Genomic DNA, 24,207 nt, shown 5'->3' with positions numbered 1-24,207 from the left:
GCCGATGGTACTGCAGGGGGGACCCTGTGGGAGAGTAGGACACCGCCGGACACCATTCACGATGGCCACCCAGAAATGGGTGGCCATCGCTGTTTAACCACCACCTCGGATCCCCGCTGCTCACTGGAGCGCGGTGCGGGTTAGGGTGGTGCGACGGTTCCGGCCGTCCTCCCCGCCCTCGGGCGGGTCAACTCCACAGAGCATCACCACGACAGGCGAGGAACGCATGGACGACTCAGGATCCGACCGCAACGACCGGGACTCCGGACGTCCTGACGAGCGGCCGCCTCGCGCCGGCGGCCCCGGCCCCTCCTCGAACGATCGCGGCGGCTCGGGCGATTCCCGCCCCCGCCGCGACGGTGATGCTCGTCCTCCCTATCGTGGCGGTGGCGACTCCCGTCCGCAGCGTGATGGTGACTCGCGTCCTCCGTACCGCGGTGGTGGCGATTCCCGTCCGCAGCGCGACGGGGACTCTCGTCCTCCGTACCGTGGTGGTGGGGACTCTCGTCCGCAGCGTGATGGGGACTCTCGTCCTCCTTACCGTGGCGGTGGGGATTCGCGTCCGCAGCGTGATGGGGACTCTCGTCCTCCTTACCGTGGCGGTGGCGATTCCCGTCCGCAGCGCGACGGGGACTCCCGTCCTCCTTACCGTGGCGGTGGGGATTCGCGTCCGCAGCGTGATGGTGACTCCCGTCCTCCGTACCGCGGTGGTGGCGATTCCCGTCCGCAGCGCGACGGGGACTCCCGTCCTCCTCACCGTGGCGGTGGGGATTCGCGTCCGCAGCGTGATGGTGACTCCCGTCCTCCGTACCGCGGTGGCGGCGATTCCCGTCCGCAGCGCGACGGGGACTCCCGTCCTCCTCACCGTGGCGGTGGGGATTCGCGTCCGCAGCGTGATGGTGACTCGCGTCCTCCGTACCGCGGTGGCGGCGACTCTCGTCCGCAGCGTGACAGTGACTCTCGTCCTCCTTACCGCGGGGGTGGGGATTCCCGTCCTCAGCGCGATGGGGACTCCCGTCCTCCTTACCGTGGAGGTGGAGATTCGCGTCCGCAGCGGGATGGTGACTCCCGCCCTTCCTACCGTGGTGGTGGCGACTCTCGTCTGCAGCGTGACGGGGACTCGCGTCCTCCGTTCCGCGGTGGATCGCGCGATGGGGGAAGCCGGCCGTGGTCGGACGATCGTCGGGGCGGCGGAGACCGCCAGGGCGGCGGACGCGGACGCGAGGGCTTCGGCGGCGGACGCGGCGGCCCCCGCGAGGAGCCGGAGCTCACCGAGGAGGAGCGCGAGCGGCGCTCCCTCCAGTCGGTGCGTCCGCGCCACGACGACCCGGACCTTCCGGACGACGTGCAGGCCAAGGACCTCGACAAGGTCGCCCGCAACGAGCTGCGCACGCTCTCGAAGGACAACGCCGAATGGGTCGCCCGTCACCTGGTGATGGCCGGCCGCCTCCTCGAGGAGGACCCCGAGCTGGCGCACCGCCACGTGCTCTCGGCGGCCCGCCGCGCGGGACGGATCGCCGTGGTCCGCGAGTCGCTGGCCATCTCGGCGTACGCGACGGGCGACTTCGCCCTGGCGCTGCGCGAGCTGCGGACCTTCCGTCGGATCTCCGGCTCGGACGAGCAGGTGCCGCTGATGGTCGACTCCGAGCGCGGCGTGGGCCGGCCCGACAAGGCGCTCGAGCTGGGACGGTCGATCGACCGCACCACGCTGAGCCCCGGCGCGCAGGTGTCGCTGGCGATCGCCATGTCCGGCGCCCGCCTCGACCTCGGGCAGGCGGAGCTCGCTCTCATGGAGCTCGAGATCCCGCAGCTCGACCCGGACCGCGCGTTCTCGTACAGCCCGGATCTCTTCGCCGCCTACTCGCTCGTCCTCGAGGAGGTCGGGCGCTCCGAGGAGGCGGCCGAGTGGCAGCGTCGCGCCGACATCGCGGCGCAGGCCGTCTTCGCGGCCGAGGGCGGCGGTGACGACGAGACGATCGAGGTGATCGAGGAGGAGCACGAGTCGGCCGGCGCCGCGTCCGCTCCCGATCGCGCCGAGGAAGGGACCGCGGTCGACGACGCGGACGACTACCTGGACGACGAGGACGAGGACGACCCGACCGCCGTCGACGACGCGGACGAGCACGACGCCCGGCGGACCGGCTCCGAGGAGATCGCCGAGGAAGACGACGCGGACGCGGACGACGCCGATGCGACCGCTGACGCCGAGGCCGACCTCGTCGACACGGACGAGCCGATCTTCGCGGACGAGTCCCTCGAGTCCGACGATCTCGCCGAGACGGACGCGGACGAGGCTCTCGACTCGGCGGAGCCGACCGCCGACGAGTCGGTCGAATCCGCCGACACCACCGAGGAGGACGCCGATGTTCCGCAGCAGCAGGACTGAGCCCACTCCGCTCGACGGCCGCGACTCCGTCCTGGCCGACCTCGACGGGGTCGTCTACAAGGGCGCCGACGCGATCCCCTTCGCGGTGGAGAGCCTCAACCGCGCGGCCGAGACGCTGCGGGTCGGCTACATCACCAACAACGCCTCCCGCACGGACGCCTCCGTCGCCGGGCACCTCTCCGAGCTGGGGCTGAGCGTCCGGCCCGAGGACGTCGTCACCTCCCCGCAGGCGGCGGTCGTGCTGCTCGCCGACCTGGTCCCGGCCGGCTCGACGATCCTCGTCGTCGGGGCGGAGGGCCTCACCTCCGAGGTCGAGCGCGCCGGGTTCACCGTGACGCGCAGCGCGGAGGACTCGCCGGCGGCGGTCATCCAGGGCTTCGCGCCCACGGTCGGCTGGGAGCAGCTGGCGGAGGCCTCGTTCGCGCTCCACACGGGGATCCCGTGGGTCGCGACGAACACCGACTGGACGATCCCCGTCGCGCGCGGCATCGCCCCGGGCAACGGGACCCTCGTCTCGGCCGTGCACACCGCGGTCGGCCGGCTCCCGGTCGTCGCGGGCAAGCCCGAGCGGGCCATCTTCGACGCGGCGACCGCGCGCTTCGGCTCGACGAACCCGCTGTTCCTCGGCGACCGGCTCGACACCGACATCGCCGGCGCGAACGGCGCCGACATGGAGAGCGCCCATGTGCTCACCGGGATCGACCGGGCCAAGCAGCTCCTCGCCGCGGAGCCCAAGCTCCGGCCGACGTACATCCTCGGCGACCTTCGCGAGCTGCACCTGCCCTACCCGGCGACGACGGTCTCGCGGAACGGCACGCACGCCGTCCGCGGCGCCAAGGTCCGCCTCGACGGCGACTCCGTGGTGATCGTGGACGCCGGCGACGATGCGACCGATCTGCTCCGGGCCGCCTGCTCGGTGATCTGGTCGTCCGGCCGCGCGATCTACGGCCTCGACGTGCCGGAGTCGCTCTACAGCTGAGCCTGCTCGGCGGGCTCCCGGCGTCCCTCGCGGCGCAGGAGCCCGTCGAGCCGGCCGGCCAGACCGACCGCGACGATCGCGATCAGCGCGGCGTACGAGAAGGTCGCGCCGAAGACCCCGGTCCCGGCCCCGATCAGCCCGGTGACCGCCGCCGCGAGGAGGCCCGTCAGCGCGAGGGAGACCGAGGCGCCGGTCGAGTCGGCGATCTGCAGGGCCGAGCTGTTGAAGCCCTCCCGGCCCGGAGCGGAGAGCGCGAGCGTCATCGTCCCCATCCGCGGGAACATCGTGCCCATGCCGCCGCCGGCCAGGAACCAGCCCACGCCCGCGACGATCGGGCTGAGGGCGAGCACCGTGACGAGCAGCACGACTCCGATGCCGGCGAGCACGAGCGACGAGCCGAGCCGCATCGCTCCGCCGTGGCTGAGGCGGGTGCCCGGGCGCCCCTGGATGTTCGAGCCGAGAGCCCAGGAGACGGCGCCCGCGGTGAGCATGGCGCCCGAGAGCCAGGGCGGCAGGCCGTACTGCTCCGAGAGCAGCAGCGGCAGGTAGACCTCGGTGCCGAAGAACGCCGCGGCGACGAGGGCGCGGAGGAGGATCACCGACGGCAGGACGCCGCGGGCGCGCAGCGTGCCGGCGGGCAGGAGCGCGCGAACCGCCACGACCACGACCACCACGGCGGCCGCGGCCAGGAGCCCGGCGAGATCGGGCGCGAGCTCGGCGCTCGTGCTCAGCACGACGACTCCGGCCGAGACGACCACGGCGCGGGCGATGCGGCCCACTGCCCGGCGGTCGAAGGGGAGGCGCTCGCGCGGCTCGAGCGAGCGGAGCGTCGGCGCGATCGCGGCGCTCGCGAGGGCCACCAGGGCGACCACTCCGAAGAAGACCCAGTGCCAGCTCGCGAGCTCGGCGACGACTCCGGCCACCAGCGGCCCCACCAGCGACGGTACGACCCAGGCCGCGGCGAAGGCGCCGAAGATCCTCGGATGCAGCTCGCTCGGGTAGACCCGCGCGACGAGCACGTAGAGGGTGACGGTGATCCCTCCGCTGCCCAGCCCCTGCAGCAGGCGGGCCGCCACGAAGACCGGCATCGCCTGCGCGGCGCCCGCGGCGACGAGACCCAGGGTGAAGAGCAGGATCGCGACCACGAGCGACGGCGTCGGGCCGCGGCGGTCGGCGGAGGATCCGGCCGCGACCATCCCGACCACGGCGGCGGCGAGCGTCGCCGCGAAGGCCAGGGGGTAGAGGGCGCGACCGTCGAGGTCGGCGCTGACGATCGGCATGATCGTCGTCACGGCGAGCGACTCGAACGCGCAGAGGAAGACGAGGCTCGTCGTTCCGATGGTCGTCAGGAGGAGGGGAGCCGAGGTGATGCCGCGGCGATCACGAGAACGCACCTGCTCAACAGTACGCCGAGCGCACGGCCGGTCAGCGGTAGACGGCCCAGTCGTCCTTCGCGAGCACCGTCGGGGTGCCCTCGATCTCGACCAGCCAGCCGCGGTCGTCGCGCTCGAGGTAGCGCCCCTGCACGATCTCGGGGGCCCAGCCGCCGTCGCGGGAGGAGATCCAGCGGACGAAGCGGACGGTGCCTCCGCGCCGGAACAGTGTGCCGTTGTGGTCGCTCATGCGGGGATCTTCTTCACGGAGAGGTCGTCGGGCGACGAGGTTTCGGGGAGGAGGTGGAGGCCGAGGCGGCCGTTCGAGGCGTTCGAGAGCTCGCGCAGCCAGTGCGGGTTCAGCTCGATCGCGGCGGTGCCGTCGTACTCGTAGCGGGTGGGGATGCCGGGGTGGAGCCACAGTTCGGACCGGCGGCCCTCGGCGTCCTCGATCGTCAGGAGGAAGCCCTCGCCGCGGCGGAACCGCGAGGTGATCACGGTCTGGAGGTGGGCCAGGGCGCGGTCCTCGAAGGAGTGCGAGCTGGCGGGTGCGCCGTAGAGCAGTCGTCCCATCGCGCGCACCTCCTCACCGTCGGCGGCGCACGGAAGGCGTGCCGCACCGTCGACACTAGGTATTGCTAAGTCGGTTGACTAACAGTCTCGGCGCCGACTGCGCTTTCGGGACACACGCCGTCCGATCGCCGGAGAAGTGGTTCGATGGGGGCAGCGAGTTCCCGTCCGGGGCGCCTGCCGCTCGGAAGGTGCACCTCGATGGACGCTCGGCCAGACCTGTTCGCTCTGCTCACGCGATTGCGCACGGCGGAGCGCGACTACGACGGCCGCGTGGAGCGCCGCCTGGGCATCGGCGCCACGGATCTCGCGGCCCTGCGGCTGATCGGGGTCGGGGAGCGGCGCGACGAGATCGTCCGCGCCGTCGACCTGTCCGCGGCCCTGTCGATCACGACGGCGGCCGTCTCCCTCCTCGTCGACCGCCTCGCCCGCGCCGGCTACGTGAACCGCACTCCCGACCCGTCCGACGGCCGCGGCCGCATCCTCTGCCTGACGGAGCGCGCGCAGAAGGCCATCGTCGGCACCGACGACCCGACCTACGAGCAGATCCGCGCGATGGTCGCGAAGGTGCCCGAATCGGAGGCCGCGACCGTCGCGGTGCTGCTCGACGGCCTCAGCCGCATCCTCGAGGGGCAGCCGCCGCCCGAGCTCGTCGACTGATCAGCGCTGCAGCGTGGCGCTCGGCGACTCGCCGAATCGCTCCGCGTAGGCCGCGCTGAAGCGGCCCGCGTTCCCGAAGCCCCAGTGCCGGGCGACGGCGGCGACCGTCGTCCCGAGGGGCGGACTCACGGCGAGCTCCTCCCGGGCGCGGTCGAGCCGCACCAGGCGCAGGTAGGCGATCGGGCGCATCCCGAGCACCCGCTGGAACGCGGACTGCAGGCCCCGGACGGTCAGGCCCGACGCCGCCGCCATCTCGGCGGGGCCGATCGGCTCGCTGCAGTGGGCGTGCACGTACTCGACGGCCGTGCGGATCCGTGCGTTCCGGGGGGCGAGGAGCTCGGGCGGGACCGGAGCGGACTCCGGAGGGTAGAGGTCGAGCAGCGCGGAGGCCGTGGCACGGGTGAGCTCGTCCCAGAGCAGCTGCTCGACGCGCTCGCTGCGCAGCGCGCGGGCGGAGTCGGCGACGGCGGTGCGCCAGCGGCGGATCGCCGCGGCGTCGGGGCGGTGCTCGGAGTCGAAGACGAGGGACCCGACGAGGCCGCGCTCGGCGGCGACCCGGTCGACCACTCCCCGGTCGAGGTGCACCAGGCGCTGGTCGAAGTCGACGTAGTCGAAGGCGAACGGCCGGCCGACGGGGAAGAGGACGGGACGGTTCTCCTCCATCGCGATCGAGGCGCGGCCGACGTCGATCCGGCCGGAGCCGCCCACGATCCACTGCACGACGACATCGTCCGAGTCACCCACGCCGCCCGCGAGGCGCCCGGACATCCGCGAGGTGCGGAGGGTCATCCCGCCGTCGCCGATGGCGGCGTAGCGGTAGCTGAAGTCTGCAGCGGTGGTGGCGGCGCGCCACTCGTCGCCGTTGTAGAGCCGCGCGAGGCTGTGCCGCGCCTCGTCCGGATCCTCGCCGCGGGCCTCCAGCCGGACGCGAGGGTGGTGATCGTCCACAGGTCGTTCCGGTGCCTCAGCGCGTGAGGCGCTCGATGAGCTCGCGGTAGCGCGCGGCCGTGCGCTCGACGATCTCGGACGGGAGGGTCGGCGGGAGGCCCTGGCCGTCCCAGTTGTCGGAGAGCCAGTCGCGCACGATCTGCTTGTCGAACGAGCGGCCGCGGATGCCGGCGTCGTAGTCGTCGGCGTCCCAGTAGCGGGAGGAGTCGCTCGTGAGGACCTCGTCGCCGAGGGTGACGACTCCGGTCCCGCGGTCGACCCCGAACTCGAACTTCGTGTCGGCCAGCAGCACGCCGCGGGCCAGGGCGATGGTGGACGCCTCGCGGAAGACGGCGAGCGAGAGGGTGCGCAGCGCCTCCGCGGCCTCCTCCCCGACGATCTCGACCGTGCGCTCGAAGGTGATGTTCTCGTCGTGCTCGCCCTGCGGGGCCTTCCACGCGGGGGTGTAGATCGGCTCGGGGAGAGCGTCGCCGTCCTGGAGGCCCTCGGGGAGCGGGACGCCGCAGACGGAGCCCGTCTCCCGGTACTCCTTCCAGCCGCTGCCGGAGAGGTAGCCGCGGACGACGCACTCGATCGGGAACATGTCGAGCGTCTTCACCAGCATCGACCGGCCGCGGACCGCCTCGGGGATCGCGCCGGGGATCAGGTGGTTGGGGACGTCGGAGAGCTGCGCGAACCACCAGAGGGAGAGCGTGGTCAGCAGCTCGCCCTTGCCGGGGATCCCGGGCTCGAGGACCGCGTCGTACGCGCTGACCCGGTCGCTGGCGACGACGAGCATGCGGTCGGCGCCGAGCACGGGGTCGGCATCGTCGGGGGTGTAGAGGTCGCGCACCTTGCCGGAGTAGGCGTGCTGCCAGCCGGGCAGCGGCGCCGTGGTGTCGAAGGACAGGGAGTCGTCGCGGGTCACCGCACCATTCTCCCCGATCCGGGGGGGCTCCGCGGCTCCTGAAGACCTCCTGTGTCCTGGCGGATCGGGGCTGTCAAGCACGCGCGGCCGTCGATCCCGCGCGCCTAGCGTCGAGACATGACCTCGCAGAACGACCAGACTCCGCAGAACGACCAGTACACGTTCCAAGACCCGACCGCGATGTTCGCCGACATCGACACGGAGGCCCAGTACCAGGAGGGCTCCGGCCTCGACTCGAAGATGGACGACCCCGCCGACCGCGGCGAGTCGACCTACCGCGGCTCCGGCCGCCTGACCGGGCGCAAGGCGCTCGTCACCGGAGGCGACTCGGGCATCGGCGCGGCCGTCGCCATCGCCTACGCCCGCGAGGGCGCCGACGTCGCGATCGTCTACCTCCCCGAGGAGGAGTCGGATGCGAAGAAGGTCGTCGCGCTGATCGAGGAGGCCGGACGCACCGCCGTCGCCATCCCCGGTGACATCACCGACCACGACTTCGCGGTGGGCGCCGTCGCGAAGGCCGTCGAGGGCCTGGGCGGACTCGACATCCTCGTCAATAACGCGGGCAAGCAGCAGCACGTCGAGGACTTCCTCGAGCTCTCGGACGAGCAGTTCGACGAGACCTTCAAGACCAACGTCTACGCGATGTTCTGGATGACGAAGGCGGCCGTGCCGCACCTCGCCCCGGGCTCCGCGATCATCAGCACCTCGTCGATCCAGGCCTACCAGCCGTCGCCGATGCTGGTCGACTACGCCAGCACGAAGGCCACGATCAACACGTTCTCGAAGGCGCTCGCGCAGCAGCTCGCGCCCAAGGGGATCCGCGTGAACGTCGTCGCCCCGGGCCCGATCTGGACGCCGCTGCAGACCGCGGGCGGCCAGCCGTCCGACAAGCTGCCCGAGGTCGGCTCGCAGACGCCGCTCGGACGCTGGGGTCAGCCGGCCGAGCTCGCTCCCGCCTACGTGTTCCTCGCCTCCCCGGAGTCGAGCTACGTCGTCGGCGAGACGCTGCACGTCAACGGCGGCATGCCCACGCCGTAACACTCGGCGCTCACGGCGGGCCCGGTCGCGGAGCGGAGGAACCTCTTCCGCGCCGTGGCGGGGCCCGCCGTTTTGGTTGTCGTAACAATCGACTGCTGTGCAGGTTCGTGCGCGAGAGTCGGTGCATGACCGATTCCCTGCCGATCCTCGACCTGTCCCGCCTCGACCGGGGGGAGGCGGAGGCCGCCGCCTTCCGCCGCGACCTCCGGGAGACCACGCACGACGTGGGCTTCTTCTACCTCATCGGCCACGGCGTGCCCCAGGACCTCCTCGACGACGTCGTCGCCGTCTCCCGCCGCTTCTTCGATCTGCCGGAGGAGGAGAAGCTCGCGATCGAGAACACCCTCAGCCCGCAGTTCCGCGGCTACACCCGCTTCGGCGCCGAGCTCACCAACGGCGACGTCGACTACCGCGAGCAGGTCGACATCGGCATCGACCGACCGGCCGTTCCCGCCGGGCCCGGCGTCGCCGACTACGAGCGCCTCGAGGGGCCGAACCTCTGGCCCGAGGCGCTGCCGGAGTTCCGCGAGGTCTTCGAGCGCTGGCACGCGGAGCTCGCCGCGGTCGCGATCCGGCTGCTGCGCACCTGGGCCGTCGCGCTCGACGCTCCGGAGGACGTGTTCGACGAGGCGTTCGCCGAGCGGCCGTTCTCGCTGGTGAAGGTCGTCCGCTACCCGGGCACCTCCGACCCGGAGCCCAAGCAGGGCGTGGGCGCGCACCGCGACGGCGGCGTGCTGACGCTGCTGCTGGTCGAGCCCGGCAAGGGCGGCCTGCAGGTCGAGCACGACGGCTCGTGGATCGAGGCACCCGCGATGGAGGGCGCGTTCGTCGTCAACATCGGCGAGATGCTGGAGCTCGCCACGGGCGGCTACCTCAAGGCCACGCTGCACCGCGTGATCTCGCCGCTGATCGGAACGGACCGGATCTCGATCCCGTTCTTCTTCAATCCCGCGCTCTCGGCCACCATGCCCTCGCTCCCGCTGCCCGAGGAGCTCAAGTCCGGCCTCTCGGTCGACCCGACGAACGCGCCGATCCTCGAGACCTACGGCGAGAACGCGCTGCGCTACCGGCTCCGGGCCCACCCGAACGTGGCGGCCGCCCACCACGCGGACCTGCTCGCTCCCACCGTCTGACCCGGGAACGACGAAGGGCCCCCTCCCGCGCGAGCGCAGGAGGGGGCCCTTCGTCGTCAGTGCGTCAGCAGCGCGCGGCGGCCACGGGGACCGTCGCGGTGAACGCGGGCTGGCCGGTCGCCGATCCGGTCACCGTCACCGTGCCGGCCGGCGTCGAGGCCAGGCGGGTGGTGAAGGCGGCGGAGGCGGACGATCCGGGTGCGACCGCGGTGAACGACTTCGAGCCGTAGGCCGAGGCGATCGTGACGTCTGCGGCAGCGGTGTCGGTGTTCTTCACGGTCGCGGTGAGCACGATCTTGCCGGCGACGCAGCGCGTGGCGACGGCGGGGACGAGCTCGAGGGTGTCCAGCGGGACGGCGGCCGAGACCGACGTGCGCACCAGCTTGTCCGCGTACCCGGTGTAGGAGGCCGTGACGCCGGTCACGCCCGCCGGGACCGAGACGCTCGCGGAGCCGCCGGAGAGCGGGACGGTCGAGGTCCACGAGCCGCCGGTGAAGGTGACCGAGCCGACGACGTCGCCCCTGTCGGCCGCCGCGACCGTCGCCGTGACCGTGCGGCCGTCGGCGGTGAGGGTCGTGGTGGAGTCGACGGCAGTGACGCCGGTCCAGTTCTTCATGGCGGTGAGGACCGTCTGCGGGACGCTCACGAACGCGCCGTGCCGCGGGCTGGTCGGGAGGCCGGCGCGGCTCTTGGGCGAGACGTTCCAGTCGGCCGACTGCGAGAGGCGGTTCGTCTGCGAGCTGCCGGCGATCGCCGCTCCGGAGGTGAGGAAGGCCTTGTAGCCGCCGTCGCCGTAGTTGTCGACGAGGAAGGCGTAGCCGTCGCCCGTGCCGGTGGTGTCGTTCGGGTCGCCCGCGTTCAGCTTGATGATCTCGGGTCCCTCGCCGGCCTGGCCGGTCTCGAGCGAGGTCATCCGGGTGTCGGTGAGCTGCCAGGTGGTGTTCGGGTCGGCGCTCCAGTTCGAGGAGGTCGTCCCGGCGGTCAGGACCTTCGACTTCTCGAGGAAGATGTCCTTCCCGGCCTCCAGGATGCCGGCGGCGCCGCCCTCCTCGTTCTTGGTGAAGCGGTAGTAGTAGTCGCCGATCTTCGTGATCGTGGAGTCGATCCGCGCGTAGCCCGTGTCCTGCCAGGTGGCGGGGGGAGCGGTGAAGGTGCGGAAGTCGCGGGTGATCACCGAGAAGACACGGGAGTAGAGCTTGTCGTTGTTGGTCTTCGTCGCGTCGGAGTACAGGCGCGAGGAGAAGAACACGACGTAGGACTGCAGCGCGTCGTCCCAGTACGCCTCGGGCGCCCAGGTCATGCCGGCGGCCGGCTGGTTGACCGTGATGCCGGTGTCGGCGCCGTTGGTGCGGGTCCACTGCACCAGGTCGGTCGACTCCCAGACCTCGATCTTCAGGCTGCCCGTGGACTGGGCGTCGCCCCAGTTCGTGCCGCAGGAGATGCAGAGATCGGTGGCGACCATGTAGTACTTGTCGCCGTTGTGCGAGCGGAGGATGAACGGGTCGCGCAGGCCCTTCGTGTCGGTCGTCGAGGTGATGACCGCCTTGCCGCCGTTGACCGGCGAGAAGGTGAAGAAGTCGTTGCCCGAGGTCGCGGCCTGGTAGATCTTCTCGTCGCCGTCCGACTTGAAGTACGCCGAGGCGTAGCCCGCGTCGGGAGCGGTGCGGCCGAGCTCGGCGACGGTCAGGGTGAAGGCGCGCGTCTCGGTGACTCCGTTGAGCGTCGCCTTCGCGGTGAGGGTGACGGTCCTGTCGCCGGAGCCGTAGGCCGGCCGGGTGACGACGCCGCCGCCGCGGTACGGGTCGGCCGCGCCGACCGCCGGAGCGGCGTAGGACGTGTTCGTCGGGGTGACGAGCGCCGGGTCGGACGAGGTCCAGGTGATGTCGGTGCCGTTCTTGGCGCCCTTCACCGCGAGGGGGAGGTTCTCGGTCGTGCGCGTGGCGAGCTTCAGCGCGTCGAGGTCGTCGTTGATGCTCGGGGCGAGCACGACGACGTCGAAGGCGATCGTCGCGCCCTGAGCGGTGGTCGCCGTCAGAGTCACCGGGGTGTTCTGCGCGATCGTGCGCGAGACGACGCCGGTGGTCGAGACGACCGCGCTGTTCGAGGAGGTCCAGGTGAGCGGGACGCCGCTGCTGGAGGCGGGCAGCGTCAGGTTCGAGGAGACCTGGGTCAGCGACGGGTTGCCGGCCAGCAGGACGGGCTGGATGTCCGAGCGCAGCAGGGCGGAGGTCGCGGACGCCTTCGCGTCGGCGGTCGGCATGCTCGAGGCGACCTGCTCGGCGGTGAGGGAGGTGTCCCAGAACTTCACGTCGGTGACGTCGGCGGTCACCAGGGCGTCTCCGGTGTAGAGCGAGCGCCCGAGGTAGCCGAGCGTGGATCCGGTCGGGACGATGCTCGCCATCGACTTCGCCGTGTTCGCCGTCGAGATCTGCGTGCCGTCGCGGTAGAGCGTGAGGACGGTGTTCGAGCCGGTGCCGGTGCCGACGAGCGTGAGCGTCGTGAATCCGGGGTTGAGCGTGCCGCCGAACGGCATGCGGGTCTCGCCGTTGCTGGTGGGCTCCTTGACGCGGATGCCCGCGAGGACCTGTCCGCTGGGCGAGCCGTCGGGGTTGCGCGGGTTCACGAAGACGTGGTTGCCGAGCTGCGTGGTGTTCCACGGGCCGACGCCGTCGCCGATGACCCAGCCGAACTGGTTGGCGGTGGTCTGCGTCTTCACCGTGTACTCGACGGCGAAGGCGTTGTCGGCTCCGGTGACCAGGCCCTGGGGGAGGCTCGCGTAGCCGTCGTTCTTGAACCGGGCGACCTGGTCGCCGCCGGCGTTCGCGAAGGACGCGTCGGTGAGGCCGGTCAGGGTGGCGTTGCGTCCGTTGCCCGAGATGTCGAGCAGGGCCGAGCCGGCGTGCGACATGTCGTAGTGCGCGGTGGGCGCCGGGACGTCGACGGCCTGCGCCGAGACGGGGACGAGAGCGCCGGTGAGGGCGACGCTCGTGCAGGCGAGAGCGGAGAGGAAGAGGGATCGCACGCGGCGCCGAGGCGCGGCGGCAGGGGGCTCCGGGGAGCGTCGTCTCATCGTCGAGACCTTTCCTTCGGGGGAGGGATGCGTCGAGCCGAGGGGACCGACGCGTGTGTTCACGTTAACATGTGAGCCGCCTCAGAGCCATGGCGGAATTGCTCCGGCGTCGGGAGCGAACCATGCGACAGGGGCGCGCCTCGGCGCAAGACCTGCACCCGCGAGCGCCCGGGGCGTAGCGTGAACGCACCGCATCCTGGCCCCCGGTGACGGAACCATGCCCATCCGCCTGCCCTGCGAGGACTTGACCATGACGACGCTCTTCCACACCGGAGGCTCCCTCTCCCTCGACGACGCGACCGCCGACGCCGTCGTCCGCTACTCGCTCGCGCTCGCGCAGCAGCACCGGATGAGCACGGTCAGCGTCGCCGACGACTCGGCCCCCTCCTCCGTCGTGACGCTCACCATCGGGCTCGGCGTCCCCCTGGTGGTCGCAGGGACCGGTAGCGCAGCGGCGGAGTCGAGCGCCGAGATCCTCGAGCGCCTCGACGCGCTCGACGGCGCGGGCGGTCCGGTGCCCGCCTCGGACGTCGACCCCCGCGCGACGTGGGAGCTCGAGAACGAGTACTGAGCTCCGAGCCGCGGCGCCGCCGGCGCGGATGCGCCCCGCTCCTGCTCCGCGGGCGCGGAGCGTCAGCGCCGGTAGTCGCGGATGATCTCCTGGGCGAGCGTCGTGATCGGGGTCGACGTCGCTCGCGCGCGGACCCGCAGCACCTCGAAGGCCTGCTCGACCGTGGTGCGGTGGGCGTAGGCGAGGATCCCCTTCGCCTGCTCGATCAGCACCCGGCTGTCGAGGGCGTGCTGCAGCTGCTCCTGGGTGACCGTGCTCTGCTGGAGCGCGCGCTGATGGAGGATCCCTATCGTCGCGACGTCGGCGAACGCCTGCACGACCGCGATGTCGTCCGGATCGAGCCGCCCCGGCCGGGCCTGGAAGAGGTTGAGGGAGCCGATCGTCGTCCCCGCCGACCGCATCGGCACGCAGTGCGCCGAGAGCACGTCGAGCTCGACCGCCAGCGTCCGGAACTCCGCCCACTCCTCGCCCACGGCGCGGGCGTCCTCGACGATGACAGGCTGCCCGGTCTCGAAGCACTGGATGCACGGGCCCGATCCGCTGTCGAGCTGGAGCAGCTCGATCAGCCGGGTGTCCTCGTCCGTGGAGGCGAGCACCTCGAGGGAGCCGGAGGAGTCGGCGAGGACGAGCCCCGCCGAGACGGCGTCGAAGAGGGTCGCGCTGCTCTCCACGAGGGTCTGCGTGAAGTCGACGACGTCGAAGTCGTCGACCAGTGTGTCGGAGAGGGCGACGAACGTCTGGATGACGCTGCGCTCGCGGGAGTTCGTCCCCATGTGTCGTCCTGGGCGGTGAGAGGGCGGTCGGGGAACCCGTCGTGCCGGGCCACGATGCCGGAGGCGACATCGACGACGGAGCGCTGCTGGGCGAAGGCGTGGGCGCGCAGCAGCAGCTGCGCCTCCTCGGCCGTGCTGCCGTAGCGCGCGATGATCATGCCGGTCGCCTGGTGCACCACGCGTCGCGAGCGCGGATTCGTGCTCTCCTCGACCTCGTTGTCGCGCAGCACCGCGGCCAGCACCAGCAGCGCCGTCGCGGTGGTCGAGGCGCTGATCCGGCCGAGGAGGGAGTCGCTGAGCGACGTGGGGCGGCGGGAGTAGAGGTCGACCGCGCCGATCGAGAGCCCCGCGATCGAGAGCGGGAAGGCGAAGACCGCGCGCACCGCCGTGGGGCCGATCGCCTCGGTGAAGAGCGGCCAGCGCTCCTCCGCGCCGGTGTCCGGCACCGAGACGGGGCCGGCAGCGCGGATCGCCTCCCAGCACGGGCCCTCGCCGAGGTCGATCTGGATCTCGTCCAGCCGGCTCGCGGTGCTGTCGCTCGCGGCGACGGTCTCGCCGCCGAAGGGGCTGCCGAGCGTGGAGATCGCGACGCCGTCGATCGGATACCCGCGCAGATACGGGTCGCAGAGAGCGTCGGAGTCGGTCACCGCGCCCATTTCAGCCGTCGGCTCCGCTCGGAGCGACGCTCCGCCGGACCGGCGGGGACCACGACGCGGCGACGCGCGGGGGCCCGCCTGGCTGCGCTGCCCGGGCGCACGAGGCGACGGCCCGTGAAGCGGCTCGTCGGGCGCGGACGGTGCATGGTGCGGGGCGACGGGAGCCGGAGGACGGCGGCCTGCACGGCGACGGAGCGGCTCAGGCCGGGGTCGATCGAGCCGGGACGCTCGAGGGCGGCGATGAGGTCGTCGAGGACGGCGAAGGCGGGATCTGTCATCACGGCTCCTGGCCGGGTGTCCGCGGCCGTTGTTCCGCGCGCCGGGGCGCGGGCGGTGTCGATCGGGTGTCGCCGTGCGGGGTCCGCGCACGACGTCGACGAGGTCCTGCCCGACGGTACGGGGCGCGGATCGACCGGACGACGTGGTTGACCTCCCCGAGGTCCGCCGCTACTCGTACTCTGCGTTGAGCTCGTCGAAGTCGTTCGTGATGATCGACAGCGGGGTGTACGGCGTGATGAGGAGGAGCGCCGGGTTCGCGCGACCCTCGCCGTAGTTGACGGTCAGCCACTGCGGGGTCGGGGAGGCCAGGGCGGCCTCGACCTCGGCGCGGAACTCGTCGAGGCTCCTGTTGTTGACGGTGTAGGCGGTGCCGTTGTAGATCAGGTCGATGCGCTTCACAGCTGGTCGCCCTTCGCCGGGGGACGCACCGGTTCGGCGGGTTCCGAGATCACGTACAGCCCGCCCGCGGAGTTCGCGAGGTCGGTGAGCGCGGAGATCCAGGCGGGGTTGATGCGGGGCATCCGGCCGCCGAAGTACTTGTAGCGGAGCGCGTGGGAGGGGTGGATCCAGATCGCGCTGCGGCCGTCGCCCATGCTGTGGTCGTCGCGCCAGCTGAGCAGGAACGACTCGTTGCGGCGCAGCTTCGCGGTGATGACGATCTGCAGGTGCGCGAGCACGCGGTCCTCGAAGTCGATCTCGACGGTCCCGTCGTAGTGCAGCTTCCCCATCGGCGTCTCCAGCCCCTGATCTCCGGCCGGCAGGCGCCCGCCGTTGCCACCACCCTTCCGCAGACCGGAGGGATCCGACAACCCGGCCTGCCATTCTCTGCTCGATCTGTCCAGGTCTTCCGTCAGCGGCGGTCCTCTGTTAACTTTCTCCCTCCACGCAGCCGGCGCTGCCGAGCATGGACGGCATGAAGCACATCCTCTTCGCCGACAAGACGATCCTCGTGGGGGACGAGGCGGCCGACGCGCTCGTCGAGTACGCCGTCGCCCTCGCCGCGAAAGGCGCGGCCGACACCGTCGAGTACACGGGGATCGGCGCGGACGGCGGGACGGTCGACGCCACCTTCCTCGTGAACGCCGCGGCCGCCCTCATCGTCGAGACCACGCCGAGCGACCTGCCCGAGCCGGACAACGCGGCGGAGGTGGCACGGCTGCGCGAGCGGATCGACGCGCTCACCGGCGAGCATCCCGTGCAGCCCGGCGACGGCGAGCTGACCAGTGGTGCCGACTACGAGGACTCCTACGAGCAGTGAGTGGTTCCCCGTGGTGCGCGTCCGGGCGCGACCGGCGTCCGCTACCACTGCGAGGCTCCGCAGTGAACCCCCTGATCGGCTGAGGGGAGGCGGACGTACCGTGGCCCTGCGGGTCACCGACGACACGATCACCGGTCGACCGCTACGGGCACGGCCGCGGGTCGGCCGGGGAGGACGGACACCATGACCGGAGACCATCCCTTCTGGGTGCGCCTCGCGCGCAAGGAGCCGCAGTGCGCCATCGTGCGCGGCCGGGTCTTCGAGATCGGCGCCCCGGACGAGCGGGACGGGGCCTTCCTCCTCACGGTCTGGGAGAAGGGGCGGCCCGTCGGGCACGTCCTGAACGTGGATCCGCCCGCCTACAAGCCGTGCGGACCCGGGCACCCGGTCGAGCCGCAGCGGGTCGACGGGGTCGAGGAGCTGCTCGAGCTCCTGGTGCCCCAGCGCACCCGGCTCGCGGCGCACGGCTGACGCCGCTCACGTCCGCGGGGGCCGCCCGAGTCCTGTGCACCGGGAGCGGGGCGAGCGCTGAGCACCCGCTGACGGACGCCCGGGACGGGGGAGTCGTGCGGCCGGGCGGCGGCTGGCATCCTGACCTCGGTGCGACGAGCGCGCCCGCGAGGGGGAGCCCGATGAGCACCACCGAGGACGTCGACGACGGGACCGCTGAGTTCGGGTACCGCCCCTCCCTCACCCGCGGCATCGGCCGCTTCGGCAGCTTCGCCGCGGGCGTGAGCTACATCTCGATCCTGACCGGCACGTTCCAGCTCTTCTCCTTCGGCTTCGCGCTCGGCGGTCCCGCGTACTGGTGGTCCTGGCCGATCGTGTTCACCGGGCAGCTCATGGTCGCGCTGTGCTTCGCCGAGCTCGCCGCCCGCTACCCGGTCGCCGGCTCCGTCTACAACTGGAGCAAGCGCCTGGCCGGGCCGACGGTGAGCTGGCTGGCGGGCTGGCTGATGGCCACCGCGTCCGTGGTCACGCTCGCGGCCGTCGTGCTGGCGTACCAGGCGACGCTCCCGCAGATCTGGAGCGGGTTCCAGCTCGGCGGCTCCGCGGGGGTGAGCGCGGTGGTCTGGGGAGCGCTGCTGATCGCGTTCACCACCGCGGTCAACGCGCGCGGCGTGCGCCTGATGGCGCGGATCAACAGCGTCGGCGTGCTGATCGAGCTCGTCGCGGCGGTGCTGCTGGTGGCGGTGCTCGCGGTGAACGTGGTGCATCCGCCGACCGTGCTCCTCGACACCAGCGGCTACGGCGGGAGCACGCCGGGCGGGTACGCCGGCGCGTTCCTCATCGCCGCGATCGCGTCGGCGTACGTGATGTACGGGTTCGACACCGCGGGTTCGCTCGGCGAGGAGACGGTCGATCCGCGCCGGACCGCGCCGACGGCGATCCTGCGGGCGGTGACCGCCTCCTTCGTCCTCGGCGGCCTCATCCTGCTGCTGGGGATCCTCTCGGCGCCCGACCTCGCCGACCCGGCGCTCGGGCAGGCGTCGGGCGGGCTGCAGCGGATCGTGCTGCAGGTGCTCGGCGGCCCCCTCGGATCGGTCCTCCTGCTCTGCGTGGTCGTCGCGATCACGGTGTGCGCGCTGGCGGTGCACACGGCGGCCATCCGACTGATCTTCGCGATGGCCCGCGACAACGCCCTGCCCGGCAGCCGCGTGCTCGCCCGCGTCGACCCGCGGCGCGGGACACCGGTGGCGCCGGCGCTGGTCGTGGGGGTGCTCGCGGTGCTGATCCTGGTCGTGAACATCGGGACGCCGGCGATCTTCACGGCCGTGACGAGCGTGGCGGTCATCCTGATCTACCTCGCCTACCTGCTGGTGACGGTGCCGCTGCTGATCGCCCGGCTCCGCGGCCGGTGGCCCGCAGCCGCGCCCGGGCGCTTCTCGCTCGGCCGCGCGGGCCTGCCGGTGAACGTCGTCGCGGTGCTCTGGGGCGCGGCGATGACGGTCGACCTCGCGTGGCCGCGCGTCGAGGTCTACGGGGAGGAGCTGCGCTGGAGCGCGGTCGTCGTGATCGCCGCGGTCGTCGGGATCGGCCTGGCCTGGTTCCTCCTCCGCGGCCGGCACCGCCTCGGCACCCTGCCCGCGCACGCGCTCCCCTCGCCGCCGCCGCGGGGCTGAGTCGCACGAGAAGGCCCGTTCTCGAGGGGGCAGGACGATCCTTTCCGGGCGACTCGGCGGCGGCACCGGGAGGAGGATGGGGGAGCGGGTGCTCGGCCGAGCGCCGCGGGAAGGAGCGCGCGTGCGGAACCGCCTGGCGACTCCGTCCCTGCTCGCGCACGCCGTGCTCATCCAGGCCGTCGCGTTCCTGCTCCGGCCGGCCGCCGTCTACCAGGCGATCCGGCTCGACGTGCCGGCCTGGGCGCTCGGGGCGCTCGGCGCCTCGTTCGCGCTGGTGCCGCTGCTGATCGCGCTGCCGGTGGGCGGGCTGATCGACCGGGTCGGCGCCCGGGCCGTGATGGCCGTCGGCTCGCTCGTCGCGGTGGGAGCGGCCGCGGTGCTGCTCCTGGCGGGCGGGAGCGTCGCGGGGCTGCTCCTCGGCATCGCCCTGCTCGGCGCGGGGCACCTGGGCTGCGTGGTCGGGCAGCAGACCGTCGTCGCGGGCGGCACCGGAGGGACGCGTCTCGACAGCCGCTTCGGCTACTACACGTTCGCCGCGTCGCTCGGGCAGGCGATCGGGCCCGCGTTCATCCCGGTGCTCGCGGGCGGCTCGGTGCGGCCCGACCCGGCGCCGCTGTTCCTCGTGGGCGGGATCCTCGCGGTGCTGCTGCTCGTCTCGACGGCGGGGATCCGCAGCCCGTCCCCGCGCGGACCCGCGGCGGAGGGGGCGGCGGCTCCGGGCTCGACGCTCGGTCTCCTCCGGGTGCCGGGCCTCGCGCGCGCCCTGCTGACCAGCGCGACCGTCGTCGCCGCCGTCGACCTGACCGTCGTCTACCTCCCCGCCCTCGGCGCCGAGCGCGGGCTCCCGGCCGGCGTCGTCGGAGCCCTGCTCACCGTGCGCGCGCTCGCGTCGATGGCCTCGCGGCTCCTCCTCGGCGCGGCCACCGCCCGGCTCGGGCGCACCCGGGTGATGGTGGGCGGCATCCTGATCTCGGCGCTCTGCCTGGTGCTGGTCGCCCTGCCCGCGCCGACCGTGCTCCTCTTCGTCGCGGTCGCCGCCCTCGGCCTGGGCCTCGGGATCGGCCAGCCCATCACGATGTCGTGGCTGATCGAGCGCACCCCCGCCGACCGCCACGGCCGCGCCCTCGCGCTGCGCCTGGCCGGGAACCGCCTCGGGCTGATCGCCCTGCCCAGCCTCCTCGGCGTCCTCGCGGCGGCGGCCGGAGCGGGCGGCGTCCTCATCGGCACCGGTGCCGCGGTCGGCGCGACCCTCCTCCTGCTGCGCGGGGTGCGCCTGGACTGAGGTGCCGGGGGCCGCAGCGGATCGGCGGCGCGAGCGGCGATGCCGGGCCTCGCAATCGGAAGACCGGAGGGTCAGCTGCCCGGCTCCTCCACGCGCACGTCCTCGGCGGCCTTGTCGGCGCGCCAGCCGCGCCAGACCGGCTGGCGGAGGGTGCCGGAGGCGGTGCGCTCGCGGTAGCGGACCTCGCCGACCAGGACGGGCGACACCCAGTGCACGCCGCGCGACTCGAGCGGAGGGACGGAGACGGCGGGCTCCTCGGTGGCGTGCTCGGCCAGGCGGTCGACCAGTCCGCGGCGCTCGCGGTCGCTGAAGCCGGTGCCCACACGGCCGGAGTAGGCGAGCCCGTCCTCGCCGGGGATCGCGGTCAGCAGCGCCCCGACCGAGCCCTGCAGGCCGCCCTCGCCCTCGCGCCAGCCCACGATCACGACCTCCTGCAGCCGGTGGTGGGTGAGCTTGATCCAGTCGCGCGAGCGGCTGCCCTCCTGGTAGCGCGAGTCGCGGCGCTTGGCGACCACGCCCTCGAGGCCGAGGGCGCGGCTGGTGGCCATCGCCTCCTCCAGGTCGCCGTCGAACACGGACGGGACGTGCACGCGCTCGTTCTCGGCGACGAGGTCGACCAGTGCTGAGCGACGGGTGTCGTAGTCGCTCCCGGTCAGGTCCTCTCCTGCGCGCTCGAGCAGGTCGAAGACCATCAGGTGCACCGGAGTGGACAGGGCGGCCGCCTCGATCTCGCGCGGCTTCGTCAGCCCGCCGCGGGTCTGCAGGGCGCCGAAGTCGGGGCGCCCGCGAGCGTCGAGGGCGACGATCTCGCCGTCGAGCACGGCGTCGGCAGCGGCCTCGGCGAGCGGGGCGAGCAGGTCGGGGAACGCCGCGGTCAGGTCGTTGCCGTTGCGACTCGTGAGGGTCGCGGTGCCGCCCTGCACCCGCACGAGAGCGCGGTAGCCGTCCCACTTCATCTCGATCGCGGCCCCCGGGTCCACGTCGCCGCGGCGTCCGGCCGTGGCGAGCATGGGGCGGTGGCGGCGCGGAGCGGAGTCCTCGGTCGGGCGGTCGGCGGAGGGCGCGGGGCGGGGAGCGGGCGACCCGGCGGACGCGGCCGCCCGGCCCCGTCGCTGCGTCCCGTGCCCATGAGCGGGACCCGGCGCCATCAGGTGCAGGAGCCAGTTCTTCTCGGCGCCCTCCCTCGAGCCCGTGTGCAGCAGGGCGTAGCGGCGGGGCTCGCCGCCGAGCCCGCCGTCGGGGCGGCCGGTCAGCACCGCGATCACCTCCTTCCCCTCGCGCCACTTCTCGAGCGCGTAGGTGCCCTCGTCCCAGATGCGCACCTCGCCGCCGCCGTACTCGCCGGCCGGGATCGTGCCCTCGAAGGTCGCGTACTCGAGGGGGTGGTCCTCGGTCTGCACCGCGAGCCGGTTCGGGTCGCCCTCCAGCGGCGGGCCCTTCGGCACCGCCCAGCTGACCAGGACGCCGTCGTGCTCGAGCCGGAAGTCGTAGTGCAGGCGCCGCGCGTGGTGCTCCTGGATGACGAAGGAGTCGCCCGAGGAGGAGCCCGCGGACCCCGCCTCGGGCACCGGCTCCGGCGTCCTCGACGCGTCGCGCATGCTGCGGTAGGTCGCCAGGCGGTCGGAGGAGGCGTCCGTCGCGGCGAAGCCCGCCATCCGCTCCGGGGTCGGCTCGAGCCCGGCACCCCGGGCGGCGAGCAGCGGGCGGAGGAGGTCGCCGTCGCTCCGCAGCCGCTCCACCACCTCGTCGGGCGACAGGTGGCGCAGGTCCTCGGCACCCAGCTCCTCCCACGTGCGGGGCGCGGCGGCGGCCGGCCGGAGGCGCCCCCGGAGGGAGTAGGGGGCGATGGTCGTCTTCGCCGCGCTGTTCTGGCTCCAGTCGACGAGGACCTTGCCCTCGCGCAGGGTCTTCTTCATGTCCGAGACGACGAGGTCGCGGTGGTCCGACTCGAGCGCGCGCGCCAGCTCGTGCGCGACCGCCGAGATCTGGTCGCTGGAGGCGGAGGCGTCCAGCGGGCAGTAGAGGTGGATCCCCTTGCTCCCGCTGGTCACCGGCAGCGGAGCCAGCCCCATCCCCTCCAGCAGGTCGCGGGCGAGGAACGCGACCTCGGCGCACTCGGCGAGGCCCGCCCCCTCGCCCGGGTCGAGGTCGAGCACGAGACGGTCGGGCGGACGGCGCTCGCCGTCGGAGCCCACCCGCCACTGCGGGACGTGCAGCTCGAGCGCCGCCTGCTGCGCCAGCCAGGTGAGCCCGGCGACGTCGTCGACCAGCGGGTACTCGACGTCGCGCGACGAGTGCGCGAGCCGGGTCCGGCTCAGCCAGTAGGGGGCGGAGGAGGGGAGGTTCTTCTCGAAGAAGACCTCGCCCGGATGCTCGGCGGTGCCCACTCCGTCGACCCAGCGCTTCCGGGTGACCGGGCGGCGCGCGAGATGGGGCAGCAGCGCGGAGGCGACGGAGGCGTAGTAGGAGAGCACATCGGCCTTGGTGAAGCCCGTCTCCGGGTAGACGACCTTGTCGAGGTTCGTCAGCCGCAGCCTCCGCCCGCCGACCGAGACGATCTGCTGCGAGGCGGCCATCCCCCCATGGTGGAGGCAGGTGCGCGCCGAGGGAACCCCGGACCGTCGCGGGAACCCGCAGCGAGCCGCCTCCACGACTCGGGGTTCCCTCGGCGGCGGGGAGTAGCGTCGACGCACCACGTCCGAAGGAGCCCTCCGTGCCCGACACGATCGCCGACATCCCCCTCACCACGATCGACGGCACCACGTCGACCCTCGCCGACTACCCGCCCGTGCGGCTGATCGTCAACGTCGCCTCCCGCTGCGGCCTCGCCCCGCAGTACGAGAAGCTCGAGGCCCTGCAGAAGAGCTACGGGGAGCGCGGATTCACGGTCCTCGGCTTCCCGAGCAACCAGTTCCTCCAGGAGCTGAGCGACGAGGACAAGATCAAGGCGTACTGCTCGACGACCTGGGGGGTCACCTTCCCGATGTTCGAGAAGGTCCGCGTCAACGGCCGCTCGGCGCACCCGCTCTACGCGGAGCTCACCAAGGCGGAGGACGAGAACGGCAAGGCCGGCCGGGTGAAGTGGAACTTCGAGAAGTTCCTGATCACGGCCGACGGCACGGTCCACCGGTTCCGCCCGACGGTCGAGCCCGACGACCCTCGGATCGTCGACCTGATCGAGGCGTCGCTCCCCGCCTGATCCCGCTCAGCGGCGGGCGCGGGGCGGAGCACCCCGCCCGTCGCGGATCAGCGGTCGCGGAGCCCCAGGGCCGAGCGGGCGTCCGCGGGCTCGACGCCCTCGGGGCAGACGATGTCCGAGACGTCGAACGGCGTCGCGCGCGAGAACGGGATCATCTCGATCCCGTCGACGTGGCGCAGCAGCACGAGGCCGCCCTCGCCCTCGCGCAGGCTCCGGCGCACCTGGCGCAGGAAGATGCCGGCCATGTCGAGCTCGACGACGAAGGAGCGGCCGCTCACGTCGATCCGGCAGCCGATGACCGGCTGGGAGCCGACGGAGACGGAGTCCGGCACGCGGCGCGGCTCGATCGGCTGCTCCTTGCGGAGCGTCCGCACCGGGGTGAGGGTGGGCAGGCCGGTCGCTCGCGCGGTGTCCGTCATGGTCGTCTCCGTCCGTCGACGTCCGCCGATGGTTCCGGGGACGTCTTCTCGACGGTACTTCGCGTCCCCCGCAGAGGGGACGGGGTTGACGGCCGCGCGATCAGGGGGCAGCGGGGCCCAGGAGCGGCGGAGCTCAGGAGCCCTGGCGCTGCTCCTCGGGCTCCGGCAGGACCGAGAGCTCGCCGTGCATGCTGGCGACGCTGAGCATCTGCTCGATCCACGCGCGGTTGAGCTTGGGCTGGTGAGCCTCGGTGAAGCGGAAGTGCAGCGGCACCGACGGGTGCAGCCAGACGGAGCTCCGGCCGTGTCCGGTGGAGGCGTCCTCCATCCACGAGAGCGAGAAGGCTTCGTTGCGGCGCAGCTTCGAGAGGACGGCGACCTTCAGGTGCGCGAGGACGCGCTCCTCGAATTCGATCTCGAGGTTCTGCGGTCCGTAGATGAGCGTGGCCACGGGCCCCCTTCGTTCATCGGGCCGGCCCTGGCGGACGGGAGATCCGCGACGGAGCATCGACTCTCGCTACATGCGTCGGCTAACGTGGCGCCCAGCACGCCCGGCAGTGCTACGTCCCGTCCGCGGGACTGT

The 24,207-nt window shown here is 72.7% G+C and carries 26 protein-coding genes; 11 read left to right on the top strand and 15 right to left on the bottom strand.

Going from position 1 to position 24,207, the window contains the following annotated elements; all coding sequences use genetic code 11:
• Positions 1-235 precede the first annotated feature (235 nt).
• A complete protein-coding gene (locus C5D04_RS18340) occupies positions 236-1,321 on the bottom strand; it encodes a hypothetical protein (RefSeq protein WP_181137720.1) in 1,086 nt (361 codons plus the stop codon).
• On the opposite strand from C5D04_RS18340, the gene C5D04_RS18335 reads away from it, so the two are divergent.
• Together C5D04_RS18335 and C5D04_RS13905 are read left to right on the top strand one after the other, a co-directional pair.
• On the top strand, positions 1,307-2,386 hold the full coding sequence (locus C5D04_RS18335; protein ID WP_258068923.1) for a hypothetical protein: 1,080 nt from the start codon (positions 1,307-1,309) through the stop codon (positions 2,384-2,386). The two genes, C5D04_RS18340 and C5D04_RS18335, sit on opposite strands and share 15 nt — an antisense overlap.
• Positions 2,364-3,365, top strand: a complete 1,002-nt coding sequence (locus C5D04_RS13905) for an HAD-IIA family hydrolase (protein WP_104226795.1) — start codon at positions 2,364-2,366, stop codon at positions 3,363-3,365. The genes C5D04_RS18335 and C5D04_RS13905 overlap by 23 nt, the downstream gene beginning before the upstream one ends.
• Here C5D04_RS13905 and C5D04_RS13900 read toward each other — a convergent pair.
• The 3 genes from C5D04_RS13900 to C5D04_RS13890 are packed head-to-tail and all read right to left on the bottom strand — an operon-like array spanning position 3,356 to position 5,311.
• Entirely contained in the window at positions 3,356-4,759 is a 1,404-nt protein-coding gene (locus C5D04_RS13900; RefSeq protein ID WP_258068922.1) for an MFS transporter, read from the bottom strand. The two genes, C5D04_RS13905 and C5D04_RS13900, sit on opposite strands and share 10 nt — an antisense overlap.
• 31 nt (positions 4,760-4,790) lie before the next feature.
• A complete protein-coding gene (locus C5D04_RS13895) occupies positions 4,791-4,988 on the bottom strand; it encodes a hypothetical protein (protein WP_068256013.1) in 198 nt (65 codons plus the stop codon).
• On the bottom strand, positions 4,985-5,311 hold the full coding sequence (locus C5D04_RS13890; protein WP_104223794.1) for a hypothetical protein: 327 nt from the start codon (positions 5,309-5,311) through the stop codon (positions 4,985-4,987). The genes C5D04_RS13895 and C5D04_RS13890 overlap by 4 nt, the downstream gene beginning before the upstream one ends.
• A gap of 198 nt (positions 5,312-5,509) precedes the next feature.
• Between C5D04_RS13890 and C5D04_RS13885 the strand changes: the two genes are divergently transcribed.
• Entirely contained in the window at positions 5,510-5,968 is a 459-nt protein-coding gene (locus C5D04_RS13885) for a MarR family winged helix-turn-helix transcriptional regulator (protein ID WP_181067834.1), read from the top strand.
• On the opposite strand, the gene C5D04_RS13880 is transcribed toward C5D04_RS13885, so the two are convergent.
• Together C5D04_RS13880 and C5D04_RS13875 are read right to left on the bottom strand one after the other, a co-directional pair.
• Complete coding sequence (locus C5D04_RS13880; protein WP_104260834.1) at positions 5,969-6,916, bottom strand: helix-turn-helix domain-containing protein; 948 nt, start codon at positions 6,914-6,916, stop codon at positions 5,969-5,971. It lies immediately after the preceding gene.
• A 16-nt stretch (positions 6,917-6,932) separates the two neighbouring features.
• Positions 6,933-7,823: a phosphoribosylaminoimidazolesuccinocarboxamide synthase gene (locus C5D04_RS13875; protein ID WP_258059453.1), complete on the bottom strand. Its 891-nt coding sequence runs from the start codon at positions 7,821-7,823 to the stop codon at positions 6,933-6,935.
• A gap of 117 nt (positions 7,824-7,940) precedes the next feature.
• Here C5D04_RS13875 and C5D04_RS13870 point away from each other — a divergent pair, with 117 nt between their 5' ends.
• Positions 7,941-8,861: a glucose 1-dehydrogenase gene (locus C5D04_RS13870; RefSeq protein WP_104223791.1), complete on the top strand. Its 921-nt coding sequence runs from the start codon at positions 7,941-7,943 to the stop codon at positions 8,859-8,861.
• A gap of 125 nt (positions 8,862-8,986) precedes the next feature.
• Complete coding sequence (locus tag C5D04_RS13865) at positions 8,987-9,994, top strand: isopenicillin N synthase family oxygenase (RefSeq protein WP_104347864.1); 1,008 nt, start codon at positions 8,987-8,989, stop codon at positions 9,992-9,994.
• Positions 9,995-10,058: 64 nt separating this feature from the next.
• Here C5D04_RS13865 and C5D04_RS13860 read toward each other — a convergent pair whose 3' ends face one another.
• Positions 10,059-13,016 (bottom strand): glycoside hydrolase family 43 protein, encoded by a 2,958-nt coding sequence (locus C5D04_RS13860; RefSeq protein WP_258068207.1) that lies wholly within the window; start codon positions 13,014-13,016, stop codon positions 10,059-10,061.
• A gap of 298 nt (positions 13,017-13,314) precedes the next feature.
• Here C5D04_RS13860 and C5D04_RS13855 point away from each other — a divergent pair, with 298 nt between their 5' ends.
• Entirely contained in the window at positions 13,315-13,635 is a 321-nt protein-coding gene (locus tag C5D04_RS13855) for a hypothetical protein (RefSeq protein WP_104247369.1), read from the top strand.
• Between the two features lie 62 nt (positions 13,636-13,697).
• Here the strand turns inward: C5D04_RS13855 and C5D04_RS13850 are convergent, their stop codons facing one another.
• From C5D04_RS13850 to C5D04_RS13830, 5 genes are all read right to left on the bottom strand, one after another.
• Entirely contained in the window at positions 13,698-14,306 is a 609-nt protein-coding gene (locus tag C5D04_RS13850; protein ID WP_181137719.1) for a GAF and ANTAR domain-containing protein, read from the bottom strand.
• Positions 14,198-15,055, bottom strand: coding sequence for a GAF and ANTAR domain-containing protein (locus tag C5D04_RS13845; protein ID WP_181137718.1), 858 nt, complete (start codon positions 15,053-15,055; stop codon positions 14,198-14,200). Before C5D04_RS13845 ends, C5D04_RS13850 begins: the two co-directional genes overlap by 109 nt.
• Complete coding sequence (locus tag C5D04_RS13840) at positions 15,052-15,342, bottom strand: hypothetical protein (RefSeq protein ID WP_104247370.1); 291 nt, start codon at positions 15,340-15,342, stop codon at positions 15,052-15,054. The genes C5D04_RS13845 and C5D04_RS13840 overlap by 4 nt, the downstream gene beginning before the upstream one ends.
• 169 nt (positions 15,343-15,511) lie before the next feature.
• Positions 15,512-15,742 carry a hypothetical protein gene (locus C5D04_RS13835; protein WP_104247371.1) on the bottom strand — a complete coding sequence of 77 codons (231 nt, stop codon included), beginning with the start codon at positions 15,740-15,742 and terminating at the stop codon, positions 15,512-15,514.
• Positions 15,739-16,071 (bottom strand): ATP-dependent DNA ligase, encoded by a 333-nt coding sequence (locus tag C5D04_RS13830; protein ID WP_104223784.1) that lies wholly within the window; start codon positions 16,069-16,071, stop codon positions 15,739-15,741. The genes C5D04_RS13835 and C5D04_RS13830 overlap by 4 nt, the downstream gene beginning before the upstream one ends.
• Positions 16,072-16,256: 185 nt before the next feature.
• Here C5D04_RS13830 and C5D04_RS13825 point away from each other — a divergent pair, with 185 nt between their 5' ends.
• The 4 genes from C5D04_RS13825 to C5D04_RS13810 all read left to right on the top strand — a co-directional run bounded on the left by C5D04_RS13825 (position 16,257) and on the right by C5D04_RS13810 (position 20,006).
• On the top strand, positions 16,257-16,601 hold the full coding sequence (locus C5D04_RS13825) for a hypothetical protein (protein WP_104226802.1): 345 nt from the start codon (positions 16,257-16,259) through the stop codon (positions 16,599-16,601).
• Between the two features lie 183 nt (positions 16,602-16,784).
• Positions 16,785-17,072, top strand: coding sequence for a hypothetical protein (locus C5D04_RS13820; protein WP_104223782.1), 288 nt, complete (start codon positions 16,785-16,787; stop codon positions 17,070-17,072).
• 161 nt (positions 17,073-17,233) lie between these two features.
• Positions 17,234-18,724, top strand: a complete 1,491-nt coding sequence (locus tag C5D04_RS13815) for an APC family permease (protein ID WP_104347861.1) — start codon at positions 17,234-17,236, stop codon at positions 18,722-18,724.
• Between the two features lie 121 nt (positions 18,725-18,845).
• The gene (locus tag C5D04_RS13810) at positions 18,846-20,006 is read left to right on the top strand and encodes an MFS transporter (RefSeq protein ID WP_258068920.1); all 1,161 of its coding nucleotides are present in this window, start codon (positions 18,846-18,848) and stop codon (positions 20,004-20,006) included.
• A 71-nt stretch (positions 20,007-20,077) separates the two neighbouring features.
• Here the strand turns inward: C5D04_RS13810 and C5D04_RS13805 are convergent, their stop codons facing one another.
• Entirely contained in the window at positions 20,078-22,582 is a 2,505-nt protein-coding gene (locus C5D04_RS13805) for an ATP-dependent DNA ligase (protein WP_104347859.1), read from the bottom strand.
• A 137-nt stretch (positions 22,583-22,719) separates the two neighbouring features.
• Between C5D04_RS13805 and C5D04_RS13800 the strand changes: the two genes are divergently transcribed.
• Positions 22,720-23,205 carry a glutathione peroxidase gene (locus C5D04_RS13800; RefSeq protein WP_244229546.1) on the top strand — a complete coding sequence of 162 codons (486 nt, stop codon included), beginning with the start codon at positions 22,720-22,722 and terminating at the stop codon, positions 23,203-23,205.
• Between the two features lie 47 nt (positions 23,206-23,252).
• On the opposite strand, the gene C5D04_RS13795 is transcribed toward C5D04_RS13800, so the two are convergent.
• A complete protein-coding gene (locus C5D04_RS13795; protein WP_104223778.1) occupies positions 23,253-23,624 on the bottom strand; it encodes a hypothetical protein in 372 nt (123 codons plus the stop codon).
• A 133-nt stretch (positions 23,625-23,757) separates the two neighbouring features.
• Positions 23,758-24,075: a hypothetical protein gene (locus C5D04_RS13790; protein WP_244229547.1), complete on the bottom strand. Its 318-nt coding sequence runs from the start codon at positions 24,073-24,075 to the stop codon at positions 23,758-23,760.
• Between the last annotated feature and the right edge of the window lie 132 nt (positions 24,076-24,207).

The sequence above is a fragment of the Rathayibacter sp. AY1D2 genome, from assembly GCF_002932695.1.
Taxonomy (GTDB): domain Bacteria; phylum Actinomycetota; class Actinomycetes; order Actinomycetales; family Microbacteriaceae; genus Rathayibacter.
The sequence above is the reverse complement of the archived record's forward strand: the minus strand, read 5'-3'. Positions and strand labels throughout refer to the sequence as shown.